At 69.2% G+C, this 21,417-nt stretch carries 20 protein-coding genes; 6 read left to right on the forward strand and 14 right to left on the reverse strand.

Annotated elements, in window-relative coordinates; all coding sequences use genetic code 11:
- Positions 1 to 23: 23 nt before the first annotated feature.
- Entirely contained in the window at positions 24 to 350 is a 327-nt protein-coding gene (locus D9V36_RS03970) for a plasmid stabilization protein (RefSeq protein ID WP_129292521.1), read from the reverse strand.
- The gene (locus D9V36_RS42550; RefSeq protein WP_129292522.1) at positions 322 to 630 is read right to left on the reverse strand and encodes a DUF5133 domain-containing protein; all 309 of its coding nucleotides are present in this window, start codon (positions 628 to 630) and stop codon (positions 322 to 324) included. Before D9V36_RS42550 ends, D9V36_RS03970 begins: the two co-directional genes overlap by 29 nt.
- A 53-nt stretch (positions 631 to 683) precedes the next feature.
- On the opposite strand from D9V36_RS42550, the gene D9V36_RS03980 reads away from it, so the two are divergent.
- The 3 genes from D9V36_RS03980 to D9V36_RS03990 all read left to right on the forward strand — a co-directional run bounded on the left by D9V36_RS03980 (position 684) and on the right by D9V36_RS03990 (position 3,604).
- Positions 684 to 1,109, forward strand: coding sequence for a pyridoxamine 5'-phosphate oxidase family protein (locus D9V36_RS03980; RefSeq protein ID WP_129292523.1), 426 nt, complete (start codon positions 684 to 686; stop codon positions 1,107 to 1,109).
- 115 nt (positions 1,110 to 1,224) lie between these two features.
- Positions 1,225 to 1,827, forward strand: coding sequence for a hypothetical protein (locus tag D9V36_RS03985; RefSeq protein WP_129292524.1), 603 nt, complete (start codon positions 1,225 to 1,227; stop codon positions 1,825 to 1,827).
- A gap of 325 nt (positions 1,828 to 2,152) precedes the next feature.
- Positions 2,153 to 3,604, forward strand: a complete 1,452-nt coding sequence (locus tag D9V36_RS03990; protein ID WP_241720695.1) for an MFS transporter — start codon at positions 2,153 to 2,155, stop codon at positions 3,602 to 3,604.
- 108 nt (positions 3,605 to 3,712) lie between these two features.
- On the opposite strand, the gene D9V36_RS03995 is transcribed toward D9V36_RS03990, so the two are convergent.
- The 6 genes from D9V36_RS03995 to D9V36_RS42975 all read right to left on the reverse strand — a co-directional run bounded on the left by D9V36_RS03995 (position 3,713) and on the right by D9V36_RS42975 (position 9,846).
- A complete protein-coding gene (locus D9V36_RS03995) occupies positions 3,713 to 5,293 on the reverse strand; it encodes an alpha/beta hydrolase (RefSeq protein ID WP_129292525.1) in 1,581 nt (526 codons plus the stop codon).
- A gap of 255 nt (positions 5,294 to 5,548) precedes the next feature.
- The gene (locus D9V36_RS04000) at positions 5,549 to 6,448 is read right to left on the reverse strand and encodes a TauD/TfdA dioxygenase family protein (protein ID WP_129292526.1); all 900 of its coding nucleotides are present in this window, start codon (positions 6,446 to 6,448) and stop codon (positions 5,549 to 5,551) included.
- Positions 6,449 to 6,563: 115 nt separating this feature from the next.
- Complete coding sequence (locus D9V36_RS04005) at positions 6,564 to 7,469, reverse strand: ABC transporter permease (protein ID WP_164992871.1); 906 nt, start codon at positions 7,467 to 7,469, stop codon at positions 6,564 to 6,566.
- Entirely contained in the window at positions 7,466 to 8,317 is an 852-nt protein-coding gene (locus tag D9V36_RS04010) for an ABC transporter ATP-binding protein (RefSeq protein WP_129292527.1), read from the reverse strand. Before D9V36_RS04010 ends, D9V36_RS04005 begins: the two co-directional genes overlap by 4 nt.
- Positions 8,318 to 8,321: 4 nt before the next feature.
- Positions 8,322 to 9,386 (reverse strand): ABC transporter substrate-binding protein, encoded by a 1,065-nt coding sequence (locus D9V36_RS04015; RefSeq protein WP_129292528.1) that lies wholly within the window; start codon positions 9,384 to 9,386, stop codon positions 8,322 to 8,324.
- Positions 9,387 to 9,684: 298 nt separating this feature from the next.
- Positions 9,685 to 9,846, reverse strand: coding sequence for a putative leader peptide (locus D9V36_RS42975; RefSeq protein WP_431357639.1), 162 nt, complete (start codon positions 9,844 to 9,846; stop codon positions 9,685 to 9,687).
- 310 nt (positions 9,847 to 10,156) lie between these two features.
- Between D9V36_RS42975 and D9V36_RS04020 the strand changes: the two genes are divergently transcribed.
- A complete protein-coding gene (locus D9V36_RS04020) occupies positions 10,157 to 10,390 on the forward strand; it encodes a hypothetical protein (RefSeq protein ID WP_129292529.1) in 234 nt (77 codons plus the stop codon).
- On the opposite strand, the gene D9V36_RS04025 is transcribed toward D9V36_RS04020, so the two are convergent.
- From D9V36_RS04025 to D9V36_RS04035, 3 genes are all read right to left on the reverse strand, one after another.
- Positions 10,391 to 11,596: an MFS transporter gene (locus tag D9V36_RS04025; RefSeq protein ID WP_129292530.1), complete on the reverse strand. Its 1,206-nt coding sequence runs from the start codon at positions 11,594 to 11,596 to the stop codon at positions 10,391 to 10,393.
- Between the two features lie 60 nt (positions 11,597 to 11,656).
- A complete protein-coding gene (locus D9V36_RS04030; protein WP_129292531.1) occupies positions 11,657 to 12,601 on the reverse strand; it encodes a LysR family transcriptional regulator in 945 nt (314 codons plus the stop codon).
- A 176-nt stretch (positions 12,602 to 12,777) separates the two neighbouring features.
- Positions 12,778 to 13,353 carry a CGNR zinc finger domain-containing protein gene (locus tag D9V36_RS04035; protein ID WP_129292532.1) on the reverse strand — a complete coding sequence of 192 codons (576 nt, stop codon included), beginning with the start codon at positions 13,351 to 13,353 and terminating at the stop codon, positions 12,778 to 12,780.
- A gap of 103 nt (positions 13,354 to 13,456) precedes the next feature.
- Here D9V36_RS04035 and D9V36_RS04040 point away from each other — a divergent pair, with 103 nt between their 5' ends.
- Positions 13,457 to 14,629 (forward strand): epoxide hydrolase family protein, encoded by a 1,173-nt coding sequence (locus tag D9V36_RS04040; protein WP_129292533.1) that lies wholly within the window; start codon positions 13,457 to 13,459, stop codon positions 14,627 to 14,629.
- Positions 14,630 to 14,823: 194 nt separating this feature from the next.
- Here the strand turns inward: D9V36_RS04040 and D9V36_RS04045 are convergent, their stop codons facing one another.
- Entirely contained in the window at positions 14,824 to 16,710 is a 1,887-nt protein-coding gene (locus tag D9V36_RS04045; RefSeq protein WP_129292534.1) for an alpha-keto acid decarboxylase family protein, read from the reverse strand.
- Positions 16,707 to 18,836 carry a flavin monoamine oxidase family protein gene (locus D9V36_RS04050; protein WP_129292535.1) on the reverse strand — a complete coding sequence of 710 codons (2,130 nt, stop codon included), beginning with the start codon at positions 18,834 to 18,836 and terminating at the stop codon, positions 16,707 to 16,709. Before D9V36_RS04050 ends, D9V36_RS04045 begins: the two co-directional genes overlap by 4 nt.
- Positions 18,837 to 19,552: 716 nt before the next feature.
- Between D9V36_RS04050 and D9V36_RS04055 the strand changes: the two genes are divergently transcribed.
- Positions 19,553 to 20,485: a hypothetical protein gene (locus D9V36_RS04055; protein WP_129292536.1), complete on the forward strand. Its 933-nt coding sequence runs from the start codon at positions 19,553 to 19,555 to the stop codon at positions 20,483 to 20,485.
- A 218-nt stretch (positions 20,486 to 20,703) separates the two neighbouring features.
- Here D9V36_RS04055 and D9V36_RS04060 read toward each other — a convergent pair whose 3' ends face one another.
- The gene (locus tag D9V36_RS04060) at positions 20,704 to 21,357 is read right to left on the reverse strand and encodes a TetR/AcrR family transcriptional regulator C-terminal domain-containing protein (protein WP_129292537.1); all 654 of its coding nucleotides are present in this window, start codon (positions 21,355 to 21,357) and stop codon (positions 20,704 to 20,706) included.
- Positions 21,358 to 21,417: the final 60 nt, after the last annotated feature.

Consider the following 21,417-nt stretch of genomic DNA (forward strand, 5'->3'; position numbering starts at 1 on the left):
GTCCACGTGCGGGCCGTCGGGCGTCAGCGGCCGACAGCCCGGCGGAGCTGGTCCTTGTTCATGGTGGAGCGGCCTTCGATGTTCTTCTTCTTGGCCTCTTCGTAGAGCTGGTCCCGGGTCGGGCCACCGGGTCCGCGGTGGGACCGTTCCCCGCCGCGTTGCGGAGCGGATTTCGGGTCGCGGAGGGAAGCCTTGGCGGCGGTCTTGGCCTCGCCGGAGCGGGCGCGTTCCTTGTTCACCGTGCGGGCGGCGATCTCCTTGGCGCGCTTCTGCGAGATGCCCCGCTCCTCGGCCTGTTCCTTGATGTGCTCGTACTGCCGTTCACGCTTCTTGCTCGATCCTGCAGGCACGGCTGCTCACCCTTTCTCCGGTCGGCCTCCCGGCGGCTCCGCCGTGGGCCATACCAGTCCACGTCCGGTGAGCGCGCGCCGCCACCCGGGCGGCGGCAGCGCCGTGCCTCAGACCCTCACGGGCGGCTGAGGAAGGAGAAGCGGTCTGCGCCAGAATGCGGTCGGCAGCGGCGAGGGCGTCGTTGATCTCTGTGGTCGCCGTGGCCACGCACAGGGTGTACGACACCTCGTCCAGTTGGGTGGCGGACGTGCGAGTGGACCTGGGACCGACGCCAGGCACCGGATCGAGCCAGGCCGCGTCGGCGAGCCGTCGGCCGGGCTAGGGTCGGGCGCATGACACTGTCGATGCGAGAACGAGAGCAGTTTCTGGCGGAACCTCACATCGGTGCGCTGTCGGTGATCGAGCGGCCGGACCGCGCACCGCTGACAGTACCCATCTGGTACCACTACACCCCGGGCGGCGAACTGTGGGTGCGCACCGGGCCCGATTCCCGCAAAGCGCGGGCGATCCGGTCCGCAGGGCGCTTCAGTCTGATGGTGCAGCGGGCCGAGCCGACCGTGCGCTACGTGTCGGTGGAGGGACCGGTCACCAGGACGGAATCAGACAGCCGCGAGCGGTCCTGGGAGATGGCCGCGCGGTACCTCCCACAGGACAGGGTCGCCGACTTCGTGGAGTACGAGCACACCCAGCTCGGTGAACACGTCGTCATCCACATGCGGCCGGAACACTGGCTGTCGGCCGATCTGGGTTCCGCCTAGAGGGTGTCCCTTCGACTGACCACCACGCTTCGCGACCGCGGGAATCGCCCGTGCTGCGCACAGGGGTCATGGCCCATAATCACGGGGCCTGAACCTACGACCAGCAGGAGAACGCGTGAAGGTAGCGATACCGGTTCCCTTGACCAAGTGTGCCTATGACGATCCCGCCACCCGGGACGCGTTTGAGCGGGCTCGCCGTGGTGTTCTCATCAACCTCCTGGTCAGGGCCGGGGTGTGGCTGGCCCTGCTCGTCGTCGCGAAGGTGGTCGAGACCGACTCGCAGCTCGTCGAGGGAACTGCCGCGTTCCTGTTGGTGCCCGCCGCCTTCCTGCTGGTGGGGCCGGCAAAGGCGGTGCGGTGGATGGGACTCGTCCAGGGGGTTTTGAAGTCCTTCCCGTGGCAGCGGTGTGAGGTGGTCCGCAGACAGGACGCCAAGGTCGGCGCGGGAACCGGCGTACAGCTCGGGCTCGGTGGTAGCGGCGGCAGCGGCAGCGGCGAACCGGACTGGACTCCGGTGATGGCCGCCCGTACATGGCGTCGGCGCACACGCTGGTCGCCCGAGTTGGAGGGCGACGCCTGGTTCGCAGGCGCCCCGGACCAGGGCGGCGTGATCGCCCGCCCCGGTGGGCACGGCCTGATGACCCTGCGCCCCCAGGGGGCCATTGGTACGCCCACCAGCCGGAGCGGTGAACGCACGCCGTACGCGACCAAGTCGTGATCCCACAACGGATCACTCAGCGTTACCGCACCACAGAGGCTGAGCCGGAGCCGTAGCCAGAGCCACTGACTGCCGTTGCAGGCATGCCGGCTCGTGTGACGCGGGCGCGGCCCGGACCACGGGAGCGTGGCATGGGATCCGGTTTTCGGCGGGGCCGCGCCGCCGGACGTGCTCGAGGTGGCGCCGCCCCCGGACGGCGGTGGCGTGGCTGCCGCCGCAGGAGCTCTGGCCGTCGATTCGGGAAATCCGCTGGGAGCATGATCCGCAGGTGCGGCGGTGGCCGCCGCATGTGAACCTACTTGGGGGAAGTGCTGGGGGAAATGCCGTGACCGTGCCGGACATTGATATGGCGGTCTGGGAAGCGGAGGGGCGAAGGGGAGCCCGGTGGGCGTTGGTCTCGGTCGCGTTGGGTGTCTTCTGCATCCAGCTCGACTCCTTCGCCCTGAACCTGGCCCTGTCCCACATCAAGGGGGAACTCGGCGTATCCACCGGCCAGTTGCCCTGGGTGGTCAGCGCCTACCTGTTGTCGTGCGGCACGCTCATGCTGGGCGCGGGCCGGATGAGTGACCTGTTCGGCCGACGCCGTCTGCTGATCGCGGGGCTGGCGCTGTTCGGACTGGCGTCGCTGTGGTGTGCGCTGGCGCCCTCGCTGCCGGTGCTGGTGGCGGCCCGCGTGGTGCAGGGCGCGGGCGGCGCATTGATCATGCCGGCCGGACTGGCGCTGCTCACGAACGTGTTCCCGCCCGCCCTGCGCGGCCGGGCAACGGGGTGGGCACTGGGCATCGGCGGACTGGCCACCGCCTGCGGCCCGTTCGTCGGCGGTGTCCTGACCGAGATGGTGTCGTGGCGGGCGGTGTTCTGGCTCAACGTGCCGCTGGGTGTGGTGGCCGCGCTCTGCGCCCGCCGGGCCCGGGAGTCGCGGGACACCACGGCGTCCGGGCACGTCGACGGGCCGGGGCTGGCCATCGGGACCGGCGCCATCGCGGCCCTGGCCGTCTTCATCGACCGTGGCCCGGTGTGGGGCTGGGTGTCCCCCGCGAGCATCGGCACGCTGTGCCTGGTGGCGTCGGCGCTGGCGGTCTTCGTACGGATCGAACTCCGCGCTGCCGAGCCGTTGATCAGGCCCGCGCTCTTCCGAAATGGCTCCTTCGTGGCGTTGACCGCGGCGGGCGCGGTGGCCAACGCCGCCACCGTGGTGTTCCTGTTCGTCGTACCGCTCGCGCTCCAGGAGGGCCGGCAGCTCACACCATTGGCGGCCGGGGTGGCTTTCCTCGGCCCGTCGGTGGCCATGGCGGCCGCGGGGCCGTTCGCGGGCCGGGTGACCGGCTCCCGCGCCGTACCGGTCATGGCGGCGAGCCTGGGGGCGGGCGCGGTGATGCTGCTCGGTGCGGCGTGCGTCTCCGGACTGCCGTCGTATCTCGCGGCGGTCACCGGCGGCGGGCTGGCGCTGGGCGTCGGCAACGCCCTGACGCTGACCGCCACCCAGGGCGTCATCCGGCCCGAACGTGCCGGTGAGGCCTCCGGGGTGACCAAAACCGTCATCACCGTCACGGCCGGGCTGGGCGTGGTCGCCGCAGGCCCCGCGGCCGATCCCGGCGGTGCCGCGTCGGCCGGCGGCAACGGGCCGCTGGCCGTGGCAGGAGCCGGCTGCCTGGCCGCCTGCCTCCTGCTGGCTCTGTGGGGGTGGGCCCGGCTGCGCGGCCCGCACGCCCGGCGACCGGGAGAGCCGGTGCCCTCGGCGATCGAGGGCGGGGGCGGAGTGCGCCGATCACAGTAGTGGTGCGGACTCGGACACCCCCGCGTACGCGCACCCCCACCCGCCTGCCCGACTGCCCGCCCCCTTCGTGAGGCAGCGACCCCGCCCACGGTGGACGACACGACCGCGTCAGCGCGGGCAGTTGGCGACCTTGTCCGGCAGCTTTCCGCCGACCAGATACCTGTCGACTGCTCGGTCGGTGCACGTGGACGGATACTCCGAGGCGTACGCCGCGTGCCCGTGGCCCTTGCGTACCAGCAGCGAGCTGTGGGCCAACTGCCGGTGCACCGCCTGCGCGTTGGCCAGCGGAGTCTGCGTATCGTCGGTGTACGACACCAGCAACACCGGTGCCGCCCCGGAGCCCTTGACCGGCTCGGCCGCGCCGGTGGGGGCGATCGGCCAGGTCGCGCAGTCGATCATCTGCCAGGCGAAGGAACGCCCGAACAGCGGCGACTGCTTGGCGAACGCGTCGGCCATGTCAAGCATCGCCTTCGGGGACTTCGGCGCGGACGGGGAGTCCAGGCACAGCACCGCCGGCATGCTCGCGGACTCGTCCTTCTCGGCCTGCTCCTGCTGCGGCGTCGGCTTCTGGCCACCGCTGCCGCCGGCCGTCTCCTTGTCAAAGCGGTCGAAGGCGGCCCCGTCCCCGTGCAGGGCGGCGACCAATGCCTTGGTCAGCGGCTTCCAGCTCGCTTTGTCCGTCACCGCCGTGTCCAGGTACATGGACAGGGTGGCGTCGGTGAATGCCTCGCCGTCGGCCCCGCGCAGTGGCTTTTGCTCCAGCCTCTTGGCGAACCCGGTGACCCTCCGCAGAATCTCCCCGGTCGTGGTTCCCAGCCGGTCGTCCCCGCGCGCGACGAGGTCACGGGCGTACCGGCGCATCGCGTCTTCGGACGTCTTGACGTCACGGCGGGCGACCTGCCGCATATCGGCCGCGGGGTTGACGACACTGTCGAGCACCATCCGGCCCACCTTGCCGGGGAACAGCTTCATGTACTGCTGGCCGAGGAAGGTGCCGTAGGAGAAGCCGGTGTAGTTCAACTTGGCATCGCCCAGGACCGTACGCAGCACATCCAGATCGCGCGCGACACTCACACTGTCCATGTGCGCGAAAACAGCGCCGCTCGCCCTCTGGCAGGCCCGGCCGCGCCTGGTCGCTTCGGCGAACGCCTTCTTGGCCTGCGCCTCGGTACGCGGCGGGTTCTCGGGCTGCTGCGCCACGCCGTCGGGGCACTTGATCTGCCCGGAACCGGCTATGCCCCGAGGGTCGAAGCCGACCAGGTCGTAGCGGGTCCGGGCCTGCGGGCCGGCGTGCCAGTTTCCGTCGGCCACGTCGGCCGCACCGCCCGCACCGGGCCCGCCGGGGTTGTAGAGCAGTGACCCCAGCCGGTGGCTGTGGTCTTTCGCCCGCAGCCGCGACACCCGCAGTTCGACGGTCTTCCCGTCCGGGGCGGCGTAGTCCACCGGCACCTTCACCCAGCCGCATTCGGCGCCGGGTACGGCCTTGGGGGCGACATCCGCTCCGCAGGCCGTCCACTGGATCTTCTGCTGCGTGAAACGCGCGGGCAGCACCGGGACGGAGGTGCTTCCGCCCTTGGCGTTGTCGGGCTGGGACGCCGCGGCGCCACCGACGGCACAGACCGTCACCACCAACGTGGTGCCGGCCAGCACACCGGCCGTCAAGGCCATGGACTTGCGGGGGATGGGCATCGCCGTTCTCGCTCTCTCGCTGGTCCCGGGAAGGATGCGCACAGGCGACACGGCCGCGCTATCGGCCCCGTCACAATCGCCCACAGGACATACGCAGCGTCGACGGGGCACCACACCTTGCCATCGGCCCGGGTGACACCGGCCACTCCCGATCACCCGGTGGATACGACGCTCCACGCAGCGTGCGCGCCTCCTGGGGGCAGTGCCCCAGGAGGCGCGGAGACCTGGCTCCCGGCTGCTGACGACCCCGGGGCGTCAGGCCACGGCGGGCGTGTAGTGGGCCGCGTCACCGCCTTCGAGGGCGCGGCTGGAGGTGCCGTCGATGCCCACCGGGGCGTCCCCGGCGACGGTCACCCGGTGCAGCAGGCGCGGGAGGTCTCCGTAGTCGTCGGGCGCGTAGTGCTGGGTGATCCGGTTGTCGAAGAGGACCAGGTCACCGGGTGTCCAGGTGACCCGGAGGATGTTCTCAGGCCGTGTCACATACGACTGGAAGATGCGCAGCAGGTCCCGGGAATCGGAGGGGTTCAGTCCCTCGATGGTCTGCGCGAAGCCGCCGATGAACAGGCCGCGCTCCCCCGTTTCGGGGTGCACGCGGACCAGCGGGTAGGCGGTGCGGTACGTGCGCGAGACGAACTGCTTGCGGTGCTGGGCCGCCTTGTCGGTCTTCGGGGCGGCGTAGTCGTAGGCGTTGGTGTGCACCGCCCAGAGCTTGTCCGCGAGCTCGCGCAGCGGCTCGGGAAGGTCCCGGTAGGCCGCGGCCGAGTTGGCGATCAGCGTGTTGCCGCCGTAGGGCGGGACGACGATGCTGCGCAGGGTCGACGCCTTCGGGGGTGTACGGACGAATGTGACGTCGGTGTGCCAGTGGTTGGCGCGGATGCCCTCGTCCCCGTCGACGGGCAGAATGTGGGGCTGCCCGTCCACGGACGGGACGGTGGGGTGGGCGGTGGTGAGTTCACCGAAGAGGGCGGCGAAGCGCAGCTGGGCCGCGTCGTCCAGTTGCCGGCCACGGAAGACCAGCGCCTTGTGTTCCAGCAGAGCCGCGTTGATCTCGGCGACGATCGCCGGGTCGAGGTCGGCGGAGAGGTCGGCGCCGACGATCTCGGCGCCGATGCGTCCGCCGATGCGGCGGATGTCGAAGCCTGTGCTGGTGCTCATGCGCGTATTCCTTTCAGGGATTTCGGCAGTCTCAGGAGGTGAGGGCAGGGGGCAAGGGCTGGGGGCAGGGAGGGCCGTGGAGTTCGTGGGATTCAGGTGGGTGGAGGCAGGGGCGTCAGCTCGTCGCGGGGACGCGCCATGAGCTGAGCCGCTTCTCCACGGCCACCAGCAACTGGTTGAAGGCCACGCCGATGACGGAGATCGTGACGATGCCCGCATACATCTGCGGAATGGCGAAGTTGTACTGGGACGCGTTGATGAGATAGCCGAGACCGGCCTTGGCACCGACCATCTCGGCGGCGACCAGGACGACGATGGACACCGCCCCGGCCAGCCGGATTCCGGTGAAGATCGTCGGCACCGAGGCCGGCAGGATCACCTTCTGGAACAGCCGCGGCGCGGACAGGTCCATGGACTTCGCCAGCCTCAGCAGGGTGGGATCGACGGTGCGTACCGCGCTGATGGTGTTGAACAGGATCGGCCAGGCGCAGGCGTACACCACGATGGAGATCTTCGACGTCTCGCCGATGCCGAGGAGCAGCACGAACACCGGCAGCAGGGCCAGGGCCGCGGTGTTGAGGAATACCTGCAGCAACGGGTCGAGGAGATCGGCGACGGGCCGGTACCAGCCGATGAGCAGGCCCAGCGGTACGGACGTGGCGACGGCTATGCCGAATCCGGTGAACGAACGCACCAGACTCGCCTGTGCGTTGTCGGCGAGCTGGCCGTTGGCCACCAGTCCCCACCACGCCTCGGCGACCTCGCTGAACGGCGGCAGGAAGATCCGGTCCACCAGGCCGAAGCGCGGCGCCAGCTCCCACGCGAGCAGCAGGACGACGATCGCCGCCGATTTGATGGCGCCGGTCAGTACCGCGCGCAGGATGCGGGGCAGCAGCACGGGTGGGCGGTGGGGCCGCGGCCTGCTCGGCGCGATCGGCGGGTCGATCGACGGGTCGATCCGCGGCGCGATCGGCGGGGCGGCCGCGGGCTCCTCGGTGGTCGAACCGCTTGCCAGGCTCATACGGAAACCTCCTCCTTCTCCAGCAGTTGGGTCCTGGTCACCTCGTCGTGCAGCAGCGTCCAGATCTCGTACCGGTACCCTGCGAATTCGGGGCTGGACCGCAGGTCGTCCGTCTCCGTGCGGGAGTCGAAGCCGATGGGCACGACCTGTTTGATGCGGCCGGGCCGGGAGGTCATGACGGCCACCCTTTGGCCCAGGTAGACGGCCTCCTCTATGCCGTGGGTGATGAAGACGACGGTCTTTCCGGTGCGCTGCCAGATGCGCAGCAGCTCGTCCTGCAGCGACTCCCTGGTCTGGGCGTCCAGTGCGGCGAACGGCTCGTCCATCAGCAGGACGTCGGGGTCGTAGGCGAGTGAGCGGGCGATGGCCACGCGCTGGCGCATCCCGCCCGACAGCTCGTGCGGGTGGCGGTTCTCGAATCCGGAGAGCCCGACCAGATCCAGGTAGTCGCGGGCACGCGCGGCGCGCTCACGCCGTGGTACGCCGGTCGCCTCCAGGCCGAACTCGACGTTGCCCAGGGCGGTGCGCCAGGGCAGCAGGGCGTACTGCTGGAAGACGATGCCGCGGTCCAGGCCGGGCCCGGTCACCGGTTCCCCGTCCAGGAGGATCCGCCCGCCGGTCGGCCGGGCGAGGCCGCCCAGCAGGTCCAGGAGGGTGGACTTGCCGCATCCGCTGGGGCCGACCACGACGACGAACTCCCCCGCCTCGATCCGCAGGTCGACACCGTCGAGAGCGGTGAACTCGCCGTCATCGTGCGCCGGGCCACGGCGCTGGGCGCTCCCCCTCTTGGCAGGAAAGGTCTTGCGCACCCGGTCGAACTCGATCTTTGGTGTGAGGGATTCCGGCATGGGCTCAGCTCCCGCTCTTGGAGGGCGTCTCGGCCGCGGACGGCTTGTCCTTCCGGCTGTACGCGTTGAACTCGTTGGTGTAGAGATCCGACGCCTTGACCTGGCCCTTCTCGATGTCACCGCGCTCGCTGAGCCAGTCGATCCACACCTGGAACTCCTTGTCGGTGATGCGTCCGGCGGTCTCGGCGACGCCGAAGGACTTCCAGTACTTCAGCGGAGCCATGTCCTCGTTCCGGCCGCGCTTCTTGACGATCTCGATCTGCCGGGCGATGACCTCGTCCCGTGGGGTGGCGCGGGCCCACTCGATGGCGCGGGCGACGCCCGTGACGAATCTGCGTGCGGTGCCGGGGTTCGCCCTGAGGAACCGGTCGTTCACCACATAGGTGCCGGCGGAGAAGTCGCCGAGCAGTTGGTAGTCGGTGAACAGCGGCCTGAGACCTCCGGTCTGCAGGGCCTTGTCCCGCAGGATGTCGCCGAGGACGCCCACCTGGATCTGCTTCTGCCGCAGCGACTGCTCGGTGTTGACCGGGGGCACCACCAAGGGCTCGACCTTCTTGATGTCCGCCCGCGACAGGCCGTGGCGCTGCAGGTAGATGTCGAGCATGGCCTCGGAGTGCGCGCCGAGGGTGTTCATCCCGACCTTCTTGCCGATCAGGTCACGGGCCGAGTGGACCGGGCCGTCCTTGAGCACGTAGAAGCCGTTGTACGCGGCCTTGTCGACGCCGTAGTAGCTGATGACCGAGGTGATGGGAGCTTTTCTGGCAGCGAGTTTGACGACGGCTCCGTTGAACGCGCCGCCGAAGTCGACCTGCCCGGTGGCTGCCGACTGGATGTCCTGTGGCCCGCTGATCGTGTTGCCGACCCACTTCAGCTTCACGTCCTCCAGGAAGCCGAGCTCTTCGGCCAGTTCGGGCAGGATGACGGTTCCCGCCCACCCCTGGTATCGCAGGGTCTTGGTCTGATCCTTGGCCGCACCGCCGCCTCCGGAGCCACAGCTGACCGCGACCGCCGAGAGGCCCAGCAGGGTGAGGAACTGTCGTCGGCTCGATGGGGTGATCAGCGTGCCCATGGAAAGGTCCTGTTCGAGTGGTGGGTGGAGCGTGGCTCCGCGTCCGCGGGCATGAAGACCGCCCCAGACGCGAAACGGAAAGGGAAGAGGGAAGGCGAGGGGAAAGCGAGGGGAAAGGGAAAGGGCGAAGGGAAGGCGCACGTATGGCGAGGTGCAACGAGTCGGCTCGTGCGCCAAAACCCGGGAGAATACAGGTGGATATGCGGCGAGAATCCCGAGCGACGGGGAAAGCCCGGGCGAGCAAGCACACCGGGCCCCGGTTCAGGGGCCGCTCAAGGGCTGACGCCGGTCGGCAGCTCTAACTGCCGGCGGCACAGATGGCACTGGCCTGGCGTCGCAGATCGACGTGCAGACGTGCGGTGAAGTTCTCCGAGCGACTCACGCTTAGGAGGCTGGCAGCGAAATTCAGCCACGTCAATGCGGTAAGAGTCCTTGTCTCACGTTCTGATTCTCCTGCCATGCGCGCGCAGCATTTCGTTCACAATCGCCGCCGGACGACGACTACCTGTGCTGCCCCCTCGCAGGACGACTACCTGTGCCGTCGCCTCGCAGGACGACTTCGGCGTGACATCTCCCCGCCGGCGAAAGGGACGCCCAACGGGAAGCCCACCACCTTGGGGCCGGGACTCGCTCCACCCCCAGGCCCTGCGGCGGCCTCGCTCGCACACCCCTGCTGCATATCAGGAGATTTTTCCCCTTGTCCCGAATTGGGTGGTTGCGTGTATCGTCCTCAGAGGCAGTTCCGGCACGCGAGGGAACTGGGAGACACCATGAAGAAGATCATCGCCATAGCGTTCATCACTGCACTGTTCGGCGCCGGGAGCGCCGGCATCGCCTCCGCGGCCACCGCGCCGCCGGAGCCTCCTCCACCGGACCGCGACCTCGTCACCACCACGTTCCACTGTCCCGCCCCGCACGGCACCTTCACGATCACGGCGGACTCCTGGGTGATGGGCCAGTACGAGTGGTATTACGGTGGGCACGGCTGCACATACACCCTGTAGTCACCGGTTCCCCACGGGGCCGACCGGCTCACCATGACCCTGCCACGGCCGGGCTAGCGTGATCAGCGCTACCGCGGAGAACAGAACAAAGCCCAGCACGGCAACGGCCGTCGACATGGCGGTGGTGCCACCCGAAACACCGGGCAGAGGTGCGGCCGCGGCGCCGAGCAGGAACTGGGCGCCACCGAGCATCCCTGAAGCGGCTCCGGGGGCGTCGCTGCCGACCGCGAGGATGATGGTGGTCGAGGCGGGCAGCACTGTGCCGAACCCGAATGCCAGGCCGAAGAAGCAGGCCCATGTGGCGGGGAACGTACTGATGCCGACCGCGAGCAACGCCACCAGAGTGATCGTGGAAGCCATGGTGAGGGCCACGCCCATGACGAGCAACGAGTTGAGCCGTACGTGCCCCGCCAGCCGTCCGAATGCCGCACCGGCCACGACGGTGCCGACGGCGTTGGCGGCGTTGGCGGCGTTGGCGGCGAAGACGAGGCTGCAACCGGCGGGCGACAAGCCGTAGATGCTCTGGAAGACGAAGGGCGAGCCGGTGATGTAGGCGAAGAGTGCGCCCAGTCCACACCCCATGACGAGCAGGTGACCGACCAGTTCGCGACGTCGGAGCAATCCGACCGTCGCAGCGAGTACGGACCGGAGATCGCCGCTCCGGCGCCGCTCGACGGGCAGCGATTCGGGAACCCACGCCCAGACCGCGGCCAACAGCAACAGCCCGGTCAGGGCCAGCACCTCGAATACCAGACGCCAAGAGGCGACGCCGAGAACGAGACCTCCGGCGACCGGCGCCAGAACCGGCGCGGTCATCCCGATCACGCTCAGCGTGGAGAGCCGGCGGGCCGCGTGCGTACCGGTGAACCGGTCGCTGACCACCGCCCGTCCGATGACGAGACCCGCGCTGCCGGCGATCCCTTGCAGCAGCCGGGCGATGCCGAACACGGCGATGGACGGGGCAAGCGCACAGACCAATGACAACGCGCTGAACATGCCGGAACCGGCCAGGAGCAGCCGCCGCCGTCCCCTCGCGTCACTGACCGGGCCGAGCACGACCTGCCCCGCGGCGAGCCCGACGAGGGATGAGTCGCCCCGTTCCGGCCCGAAGAGGCGCGGCCTCGATACTGACGTTCGTCGGTCTCCAGCCGCGGCCGCTCTCGTCGGCCTGAGCGATCGATGCGTAGTACGCCGCGTACCTCGCATCCGAGGTGGTGGAACCGGCCGCGCCGGCGAGCTGGTGAACCCGGGTCACGGGTGGATACGTTAGCCGCCCTCGCCCCCACAAGACTGTGACCCCCGAGAGCCGTCGTCCCCTCCCCCCGGCGGCGCCAGCACGGCGTCCGCCAAGCGGTCACGGAACCAGCGGTGTCCGGGGTCGGTCGAGTTGCGGGGGTGCCAGGCCATTCCGAGGTCGAGGGGTGCCAGGTCGAGAGGGATGGGGAAGGCGCGCAGTCCCAGTGCGGAGGTGGTGTCGGGGAGCCAGTCGGCCAGGGTGAGCGCGACGAGGTCGGTGTCCCGGGCGAGCATCATCGCGCTCGTGTGGCTGGGTACCACGACCGCGACCCGGCGTCGCAGGCCGAGTTCCGCGAGCGCGCTGTCGATGGGCCCGTGACGCTTGCCGAGCCGGGAGATGCCGATGTGGTCGGCCGCGGCGAAACGGCGGGCGTCGATCCGCCGGTCGAAGAGGGGATGACCGCTGCGGGCGATGCCGACCATGGTCGTCCGGGTGAGCTGTTGGGTCCGGATCTCCGGGTCCAGGGGGCCGAGGACGCCCAGTTCGACGTCCACCCAGCCCTGCCGCAATGCGGGGCCGCCTTCCAGCGCCTCCGGCAGGAAGACCACGTCCACGTGCGGGGCCTCCGCGTGGACCCGGTCGGTCAGGGCCCCGGCCAGCCCCGCCAGGAGCAGATCGGCGGCCTGCACGGTGAAGGTGCGCTGGAGATGGACGGCATCGAAACCGGCACCGGGCCGCAGGACGTCGTCGCAGTGGCGCAGCAACACGCCCACCTCCTCGCGGAGTTCCAGAGCGCGCGGGGTCGGGACCATCCCCTGGCCCGCGCGGACCAGCAGGGGGTCGCCGACGGCACGGCGGAGCCGGGCCAGCGTGCGGCTGACCGCTGCGGGTGAGGTACCGAGTCGCTCCGCGGCGCGGGTCACGCTGTTCTCCTGGAGCAGGGCGTCCAGGGCCCGCAGCAGGTTCAGATCCATTGACGCTCCTGAGCTGCACTTTTACGGATGAGTCAACTATTGGCGCTCATCCTTGCATCGCTCCGGAATTCTCTCGCACCGAGCGGGGAGGGGCCGCGAAACCGCATGACGCCCCATCCCATCCGCCCAGTTGAAGGCGCAGGCAGGGGCCCACTTGGTCGCACCCGAGGTAACGATCACTCCGCTGATCTGGGGTTTTTCCGCTGGTTGGCGTGGAAGCGCGCCTTCTTCTGGCGATTCCCGCACGTGTTCATGTCACACCATTTGCGGGTGCGGCTTCGGCTGGTGTCGAAGAAGGCGGCTTGGCAGGTTGGTGATGCACACAAGGCCAGTTTTCCGTCTCGCTCACCGGCAATGATGCTGATCGCGTCGACGGCGATCACGCTGAGGGCATCTTCCACGCAGGAAGCCGAGCCGAGCCGCCATCGCCGCTCACCCTCGGGCGTCAGGATCGCCGCGGCCCGGCCCTGCGCGCTGCGGTCATTGATGACTTGGACAGCGGACGCAGGCAGAGCGTCCCGGATCGCGGCCGCTGTCGCGGCGGCGTGAATCGACTCCCTCAGTTCCCGGGCGAGGTCGAGCTGGGCGGTGGTGCAGGAGTCCACGGCGAGGCCGTTCACCGTCAGCCAGTCGACGAGTCGGTGCGGCGTGGGAATGCGCTCCACGGCGTCGCCATAACGCTCCGAGAGAGTCCCCGTGAAGCTGGTCGCCAGCACCTTGCCGAGGCGGAAGTCAGGGAACGCAGCACACATGGAACCACCTTAGCCGGTTGCCGCGCGACTCGGGGAACTGCTAGAACCGTCTTAGACGGTTCGCGATAGGTCGTAGCAGGTTCCCCGATGGCCAGGAGGTCTCATGCCCGGTCCCACCAGCGACGTGCAAGCATGTGAAGCCCACGCAACCGACGCCGATCTCGACGATCTGCGCGCGCGGCTGGCCGCGGCGCGACTGCCGGAGCCCGAGACGGTCCATCGCGCCGCGCCCGGCCCTCGACGGTGGGACCAGGGCGTTCCGCTCGCCGACCTCGTCGATGTCGTGAACTATTGGCGCACCGGGTACGACTGGCGGTCGTTCGAAGAGCGCCTCAACCGCACCGGCCAGTTCCGCACGACCATTGATGATCTGGGAATCCATTTCCTGCACCGCCGCTCCGCGCGCGCGGATGCCACTCCTCTGATCTTGACGCACGGCTGGCCGGGCAGCATTGCCGAATTCATCGATGTAGTGGACGAGCTGGCAGATCCGAAAGATGCGGACGCGCCGGCGTTCCACGTCGTGGCCCCATCGCTACCGGGCTTTGGTTACAGCGACAAACCGGCCACCACCGGGTGGGGAACCGAAAAGATCGCCGCCGCATGGGTGGAACTGATGGGAAGGCTCGGCTACAGCAAGTTCGCAGCCCACGGCGGCGACTGGGGAGGCAATATCACCACGGTTCTCGGCGGCAGGTTCCCGGCGCACGTTCTCGGCATCCACACCACGTTCGCGGAGGGACCGCCCGGGTTGACCACGGACGGGCTGACGGCGGTCGAGCGCAAGTGGGCCGAGGAAACCCGTCATTTCTGGCGCCACCGGGCGGCGTACGCGAAGCAGCAGGCGACCCGACCGCAGACCATCGGCTACTCGCTCGTCGATTCACCGGTCGGGCTTCTCGCCTGGATCCTCGACAAGTTCGCCGAGTGGACCGACACCGAGGACAGCCCGTTCGAGACAATTTCCAGAGACAGGATTCTTGACGACGTCACCCTGTACTGGCTGACGCGGACCGGCGCATCGGCGGCCCGCATTTACTACGAAAGCCACAACTCACTCGATCCCGAACTTCGGGTCGACGTCCCGTCGGCAATCACCATGTACCCCCGTGACGTCGAGAAGTGCCCGCGCCCCTGGGCACAGGAGCGGTACCGGCAGATCGTCCGGTGGAAGTCGCCCGAAAGCGGGGGCCATTTCCCGTCGCTGGAGGTTCCCGAGTATTTCGTCAAGGACCTGCGAGAAGGCCTCGCGGCAGTGCTGGCCGCTCATCGGTGAACGCGGCAAGAGGCCGGCTCGCCGAAGGTGTCGGCGAGCCGGCCTCCGCAACCGCTCAGTCAGGCGGGCCGGACAGACCACTCACGGCGTGCCGGAACGCCTCGGCGAAGTCAGCGGTGGCACCGCCGCTCCGGCCCGCCACTCCGGCGCACCGCTCCAGCCCGCCACTCCGGCCCGCCGCTCGACGGCTCCGGTCATCGTGCGGCCCCCTCCCCCGGCACGCCGCCGGGCGGCGGACAGTTCTCGGCGATCTTGTACTTGAGCGCCTGGGGATAGTCGTGCCGCCCGAGCTGCACCCGTACGACGATCGGGCCCTGGTTGATCGTGTCGGTGGGCTCGGCGATCCGCTGGAGCAGGGTGGTGAGTTCGTCGTGCGTGCGGACGGTGACGCCGTTCATCGGGTGCTTGGCGGAGCCGAAGACCTCCGCAAGCTTCTCGTACCGCCAGGGGTGCAGTTCGTTGTAGAACTCGGCACCGTCGGAGCGGGGCGTCCCCTCCCGGTAGTAGCAGGGCTGGACGAGCAACTGCTCGATGCCGTAGAAGCCTTCGTTGTCCAGGACGAACACCACCGGGCGCAGGCCGTGCCGCACATGGGTGGACATCTCCTGGCACGTCTCCTGGAAGGAGCCGTCGCCGACGAAGACCAGCGGGCGCTTGTCCGCATGGCGCCGGCCGAGCGCCACACCGGTGGCCGCGCCGACCGAATAGCCGATGGACAGCCAGCTGTTCTGCGCCACGTACGAGGCGCGCTCCGCCATCCGCAGATTCATCGAGCCGATCAGCGCGAACGCGGCGTCGCACACCACGGTGAACGGGTTGGTGCGCTCGCCCCGGGACTCGGTGGTCTGTGCTTCGAGGAAGGCGCTGAGGTGGCGGAAGAGGCTGTCGTAGGTCACGTTCTGCGGGTACGGGCCACCGGTCTGGGAGTCCAGGTAGGCGGCGGTGCTGCCGGGGACGTCCAGACCCTCGTCATGTGCGCGGGTGAAGTAGTCCGCCTCGAAGGCACCGCTGCCGAACTCGGCGACCAGGCGTTCCCGTAGCGCCGGAAGGAACCGGGCGAGCTGCACATCGGGGAAGTACGAAGCGCCGACGTGCACACCATCGTGGGCGGCGACCGCCCAGTCGTCGCCGATCGACCGCGCACCGTCGAGGTTCTTCGAGGTCGCCCACGAGCCCAGCCCGATGCGGCAGCCTGCATTGTTGAAGACCTCGGCCACCTCCGGGCTGCTGGCCTTGCCGTTGTAGACGCCGGAGAAGCCCGGGGTGTACTCGGAGACCACGGACTTGGCGCCGACGGTGGTGCAGAACGGGATGCGGGTCTCGCGCACCAGCTTTTCGAACTCGTCGGACAGCCGGAAGCGGTCGATCTCCTCACCGGCCCACAGGATCGGGTTGCGGTGGTGCCGCACCAGCTCGATGCATGCCGTGACCGCCTGGTCGAGCATCCGCTCGTTCCTGGCGGTGACCGGCCGCTCCCGCCGCGTCAGCCGGCCCTGGGGTGCGGGACACCGTGCCCCCCAGACGTCGTCCATGACCTCCAGATAGACCGGCCGGCGGTGGGAGAGGCACGCGGTGATCGCGCTGTCGATCTGGGTGGGGGCCAGGCCCGGGTTGGAGATCGCCTGTGCGTCCACGGTCACCTGGCGGTAGACCTCCAGGTTGCTCTCGGGGCGCTGGGACATGTGCGAGGTGAGCAGGCCGATCGCCCGCTGGTTGAGCCACTGCTCGTAGGACGGCGCGGCATTGATCGCGATCAGCGGCACATACTCGGCGAAGCCGCCGCCGATCGCGTTGAGCAGGTTGAACGCGCCCACGCTGTAAGTGACCGCGACCGCACCGATGCCCTGCTCGCCGAGTGCGGTCTGCGCGTCGGCGGACTTCACCCGCGCATACCCGTCGGCGGCCTGGCCCGCGCCTCCCTCGGTCGGGGTGCCCACCCAGCGCACCGTGGTCTTCTCGTGCAGGGCCGACAGGAACGGGCCCAGATGGTCGCCCGGAACGCCGAACAGATGGGTGATGCCGAGCTGTTCCAGCCTGAGGGCCAGGTACTCGGCGACGGTGCAGGTGTGCGAGGTGGTCATGAGGTCACCACGTCCTCTCGCGACGGGTCCGGCGGTGTGGTGCCTGCCCGGCTCTCCCGGGGCTCCGCGGTCCGCGCGGCGGCGGCGCTCTCGTACGCCACGGGGGACTCGTGGACCGTGAGGGCGGCACGGACGGCCGTCTCCACCGCGCCTTCGATCCAGGCGTGTTTGAGCGAGACATGTTCACCGGCGAAGTGCACCGGCCCCTCGGCCCGGACCGCGTCGAGGTGGAAACCGGTCATCTGATGCGGGGTGTAGACGGCCGCCTCACCGCAGGCGTACGGGTCGCGCAGCCAGCTCTGGGTCTGGCCGGCGCCGGTGTAGAAGACCTCGATCCGGCGGCCGTGCACCGACTGGAGGTTGAGCAGGGCGTAGCTGTAGCGCTCGGCGTCGTCGAAGGAGTCCCAGCGGGCCGCGTCGTCCGACCAGGAGTAGCCGGCCAGTACGACGCCTCCGCTGCTGCCGGGGACGGGGTGCGAGGGGTAGTACATGAAGCGGTTGGGGTTGTCGGTGGTGGAACCGCCACCGACCGCGTGGGTGGCCGGCCGTACGCCGCCGCGCAGTGAGGAGTTGCGGTAGTACTCGACCTGTTCCTGGCTGATGCGCTTCTCGTCCACGCTCGGATGGGCGCCGAGCAGGCCGGTGGGCAGATCCCGCAGGTGCTGCGGCACGGACACCGCGGCCTCGGCGTCGTCCTCGCCCCACTGCTGGTAGTACTCGTAGAGACCGGGTGCAATGGCGTCCAGCTCCCGCTTCCAGTCCGCCTCGGTGAACTCCCACCAGCGGCGGGAGAATTCCAGGAGCACCTTGGTGGCCTGGTCGTAGTGCGTCTCGATGACGGCGCGGCGCTTCTTGTAGGAGAACGGCGGGGTCACGGTGGTGAAGCGCAGGCTGGAGAAGGGGATGGTGACGATCGCCAGGTCACCGGTCCAGGTCTGCGGCTCTCCGTACGGGTCGCCCTCGGGCACGGTCTGGAGGGCGACGGCGGGGCCGCCCGGCCCGGCGAGCGTGCCCTGATGGCCGTCGCGGCCCGGATCGTAGTACTCCAGCCGGACCATCCGCTGACCCATCACGATCTGGTCCCGCAGATCCTTGGCGAGTGCTTCCGGAAGCCGCCTGCTGCCGCCCTCGATCTCCCAGTACGTGGCGGCGGGGTCGATGTCGCTGCGGCCCAGGAAGCTGTGGAAGAACGCGAGGTGCAGCCGCGAGGTCATGTTCTCGATCGTGCCGATCGCCTCGATGGCCTCATCGCTCAACCCGGCGTACTCGCGCAGGAAACGGCCCATCGAATAGCCGTCGAAGTCCCGGATGACCTCGGCCCAGCCGTCCAGCCACTCCTGGAAGGGCTTGTTGACCCGGGTCCCGTCGCTCTGCAGCACGGAGTAGTAGTCGCGCACCGGCTCCAGTGCCTGGTGGACCATCTCGGCGACGGGCAGCCGCGATGCGTCGCCGGTGAGGTGGAAGCCCTCGTTGATCGCGGACGGGTCCTTGGCGTACTGGGCGCGCCGTACCTGTGTGCGGTTGGTGCGGATCCAGGTGTGGTTGCACTTGTCCGGGGCCCGGAACTCGGGGCTGGGGGCGCCGTTCGTCCAGACCTTGCCGTCCTTGAACGACTTGTAGATCACCGGCGGCAGCGGGGCGCTCTGGTTGCCGGTCGCCGGATCGATGTCGACGTTGAAGAACAGCCGCCGCTTCAGCCCGAGTTTGTCGATCAGCGCCAGGGTCAGCGGATGGAAGCTGGGCAGGCGCATCGCCCCGGCCTCCGCGTACTGCGCGGGGTCGGTGAAGGGCGGCGGCTCCCCCTTCTTGGCGTGGAAGGTCTTGATCCGGCCGCCGACCCGGTTGGCGTTGGCCTCCAGGATCGTCACCTCGTGCCCGGCGCGGGTCAGCAGATCACCGGCGACCAGGCCGGCGATGCCCGCTCCGACGATCAGGATGCGCTTGGGGTCGACGGTCGGCTCCAGCCCGTTGTCGATCAGTACGTCGAGGTAGCGCAGTTTGAGGTCTTCGTTGGCCGGTTCGGGGCCGACCAGCAGAAGTTCGCGGGCGAGCTGCTCACAGGTCTTCTCGGTGGCACGCTCGGCCCCGGTGGGCTCACGGCGGTGGCCGGGGCGGATGTCGTTCATGACCGTTCCTCGATGGTGGTCACTTTTCTCCTTCGCTGGGACTTCGGTGCTTCGCGGGCTTCGGGTGCTTCGGAGCAGCAAGGGGCTTCGCGCAAGGACCAATCCGGCGCCTGGCACGCGGACTTGGGAAGGGAAGTCGAGAGGGAGGCGGGCAGTGAGGTGGGAAAGGACGTGGAAAGGGACACGGGCACGCCGAAGGCAGCCGGCGCACGGCTGGTGGCGGCTTGTGGCGCCGGCCCAGCACCGAATGAACCACCTCGCAGAACCACAAACGTCAAACGGAGCACCGGATCACTCGAAACGGCGAGTCCGACTCGGATTCCGTGTAGGACGCCGCACAGGGATCAGGCCGGGGAGATGAGGGACCGCGCTGCTTGTCGGATCCGCTGCCGTCAGCGAGCACACGTACAGGGAAGGCGGGGACGGAGAAGGAGCCGTCCGACGGCCATCACCCCAGGTCAGGAGCCGATCATGGTCACACGGCAGGCCGGTGCGGTGACGGCACGCACGCCGTACAGTCCGACAGGGAGGGGCCCGGCACCGGCGTGCGGTCCGATACGGAGGATTCCGTTCCGGCAGCGCTGTACGGTCCGAGGGGGGCCGGTGAGACCGGGGAGGCCGGCCGGGTGAGCAGTGCGGTTGACGGGGGACCCTGCGCGGACTCCGGGTGGACTGCGGCGACAAGGCGGCTTCGACGTCTCTCCTAGGATCCGCTCATGTACGAGAACGGGGTGGACGCGCGGGCACTCTTCCGGGCGCTGCACGAACACGAAGGTCCGCATGCGCACGAGGTGACCTCGGTGCCATGGCTGCAACAGACCGGGGACGAATACCGCCTATGGCTGGCGCGGGCGGCCGTCCACGATGGTTGGTGGACCGGTGAGACGGCAATGCGCGGGAGCGGGCTCCTCATCCGAGAGCTCTACGCCCTCAGCCGTGTGAACGATGTACTGCTCTTGGGGTTCCAGCCTTCCGGTGACGCTCCGCCCGGACCGTCGTGGCCAGTACGTCGTCTGCAATGGCCGGGGGTCTCCCTGTCCGAGTACGTCGCCTTGTTCACCGGGCTGGGCATGACGGCGTTCGACGACGAGGACGCGGCGGCCGGCACCTTCGACCCGTTCTTCCACGAGATCGTCGATGTCGAGCAAGCCGATGACCTCGCTGCACCGATCCGGATCACGCAAGTCGTGTGGCCGGGGCTGATGCTCGGCGACCTGCTCTTCAGCCGGGCGGGGGTCCGTGTCCGGGCCGGCAGAAACCACGCCCAGCGCGGAGTCGCCGACTGCTTCCCGCTGTACTGGACCTTCCGGCGCAACTACCGGCCCACGGTCGATGAGTCGCATGACTGGGGTGCTCAGTCACAGTGGGCCACCAACTTCCGCCTCGACTACCGCACCTCGACGTCCCTGGAGCTCAATGTCGCCGGCGACGCGGATATCGACACTGCGGAAGACCTCAGTGGAGATGCGGCGCAGTTGGCCGTCGGTGAGCGGCGTGAACTCCTGCGTCATCGTTGTCTTTTGCGGGCGCCCGAAGCCGTCAACGCCCTTGCCGGGGCACCCGGCTGGGAGAAGGAACTCCGCCCGTTCGACTGGCGGCTGCCCGGCTCGGTCGGCGGCGTCACGGTCGGCGGAATGCGACGCGAATGAACCGTGCCGGCGATGCGGTGTCGGCGAACTTCCCTACCAGCGACCGGCCCACAGCTTGCCGTCTCCCGCCGCCGCCGGTACGCGGCCGGATCGTCCCTCGCATCACCGGGCTTCGAGGAGATCGGCGGACGGCAGGAAGCCGGACCGACGGTAGAGGGACACGCAGCCGCGCTCGCACCGAAGGGACGACGACCGGCCGGCCGGCCGGCCGCTACCCGCTACTTCCGCGTCGTTGTGACAATGGCGTCTCGGAGGCCGGACAGCAGGGCGTCCAGTGCGAGGTCGAAGCGGGCCTGGTGGTCGGACGGCGTGCCGAGTCCGCCCGCGACCGCTTCGGACAGTGTGGGGAACTCGGCGAGGTCAAGGGCATCGTCGGTGGGCCGCTCAGGGTGCCCTGGGGTGTCGGCTGCTTCGGCCAGGCAGTGCCCGATCACCAGTGTGGTGACGGAGTTGACGACCCGCAGGGCCTCGACGGGGGCGATCCCGGCGCGCCCGAGCGCGGCTGCGGTGTCCTCAACTATCTGGAGGGCTACGGGAGATCGGACCGGGCGCGTGGCGACCAGTGCGATCACTCCGGTATGCCGCAGCAGTTCCGACCGGAAGGCGACGGCGAACTCCCTCAGGCGCAGCGGCCATTCATCCGCCGGTCCGTCGAAGGAGGGACGCACGGCCGAGACCACCAACTCGACCAGGCCGTCCAGCAGGGCGGCTTTGTTGGGCAGGTAGTGGTAGAGGGTCATTGCCTCGACGCCGAGCTCGGCGCCCAGACGGCGCATGGACAGCTTGTCGACGCCGTCCCGGTCGGCGGCTTCCAGAGCCGCGCGCAGCACCTTGGCGCGCGTGAGCCCCACCCGCTTGCTGGTCGTTCCCATGTACCGACAGCCCCCTTGACTTTCTTACATCGTAAGGCAAGAGTGGCGCCCAGCTAAACC

Source organism: Streptomyces lydicus, assembly GCF_004125265.1.
In the GTDB taxonomy this organism is placed as follows: domain Bacteria; phylum Actinomycetota; class Actinomycetes; order Streptomycetales; family Streptomycetaceae; genus Streptomyces; species Streptomyces lydicus_C.

What these genes read in the sequence shown, in the direction of transcription:
- D9V36_RS04040 (WP_129292533.1), top strand. Translation starts at nt 13,457, where the DNA reads ATGCCCGGTCCCACCAGCGACGTGCAAGCATGTGAAGCCCACGCAACC.
- D9V36_RS04025 (WP_129292530.1), bottom strand. Translation starts at nt 11,596, where the DNA reads ATGCGAGGTACGCGGCGTACTACGCATCGATCGCTCAGGCCGACGAGA.
- D9V36_RS03995 (WP_129292525.1), bottom strand. Translation starts at nt 5,293, where the DNA reads ATGCCCATCCCCCGCAAGTCCATGGCCTTGACGGCCGGTGTGCTGGCC.
- D9V36_RS04055 (WP_129292536.1), top strand. Translation starts at nt 19,553, where the DNA reads ATGTACGAGAACGGGGTGGACGCGCGGGCACTCTTCCGGGCGCTGCAC.
- D9V36_RS04005 (WP_164992871.1), bottom strand. Translation starts at nt 7,469, where the DNA reads ATGAGCCTGGCAAGCGGTTCGACCACCGAGGAGCCCGCGGCCGCCCCG.
- D9V36_RS04000 (WP_129292526.1), bottom strand. Translation starts at nt 6,448, where the DNA reads ATGAGCACCAGCACAGGCTTCGACATCCGCCGCATCGGCGGACGCATC.
- D9V36_RS04010 (WP_129292527.1), bottom strand. Translation starts at nt 8,317, where the DNA reads ATGCCGGAATCCCTCACACCAAAGATCGAGTTCGACCGGGTGCGCAAG.
- D9V36_RS04050 (WP_129292535.1), bottom strand. Translation starts at nt 18,836, where the DNA reads ATGAACGACATCCGCCCCGGCCACCGCCGTGAGCCCACCGGGGCCGAG.
- D9V36_RS03980 (WP_129292523.1), top strand. Translation starts at nt 684, where the DNA reads ATGACACTGTCGATGCGAGAACGAGAGCAGTTTCTGGCGGAACCTCAC.
- D9V36_RS04060 (WP_129292537.1), bottom strand. Translation starts at nt 21,357, where the DNA reads ATGGGAACGACCAGCAAGCGGGTGGGGCTCACGCGCGCCAAGGTGCTG.
- D9V36_RS04015 (WP_129292528.1), bottom strand. Translation starts at nt 9,386, where the DNA reads ATGGGCACGCTGATCACCCCATCGAGCCGACGACAGTTCCTCACCCTG.
- D9V36_RS04045 (WP_129292534.1), bottom strand. Translation starts at nt 16,710, where the DNA reads ATGACCACCTCGCACACCTGCACCGTCGCCGAGTACCTGGCCCTCAGG.
- D9V36_RS04020 (WP_129292529.1), top strand. Translation starts at nt 10,157, where the DNA reads ATGAAGAAGATCATCGCCATAGCGTTCATCACTGCACTGTTCGGCGCC.
- D9V36_RS42975 (WP_431357639.1), bottom strand. Translation starts at nt 9,846, where the DNA reads ATGGCAGGAGAATCAGAACGTGAGACAAGGACTCTTACCGCATTGACG.
- D9V36_RS04030 (WP_129292531.1), bottom strand. Translation starts at nt 12,601, where the DNA reads ATGGATCTGAACCTGCTGCGGGCCCTGGACGCCCTGCTCCAGGAGAAC.
- D9V36_RS04035 (WP_129292532.1), bottom strand. Translation starts at nt 13,353, where the DNA reads ATGTGTGCTGCGTTCCCTGACTTCCGCCTCGGCAAGGTGCTGGCGACC.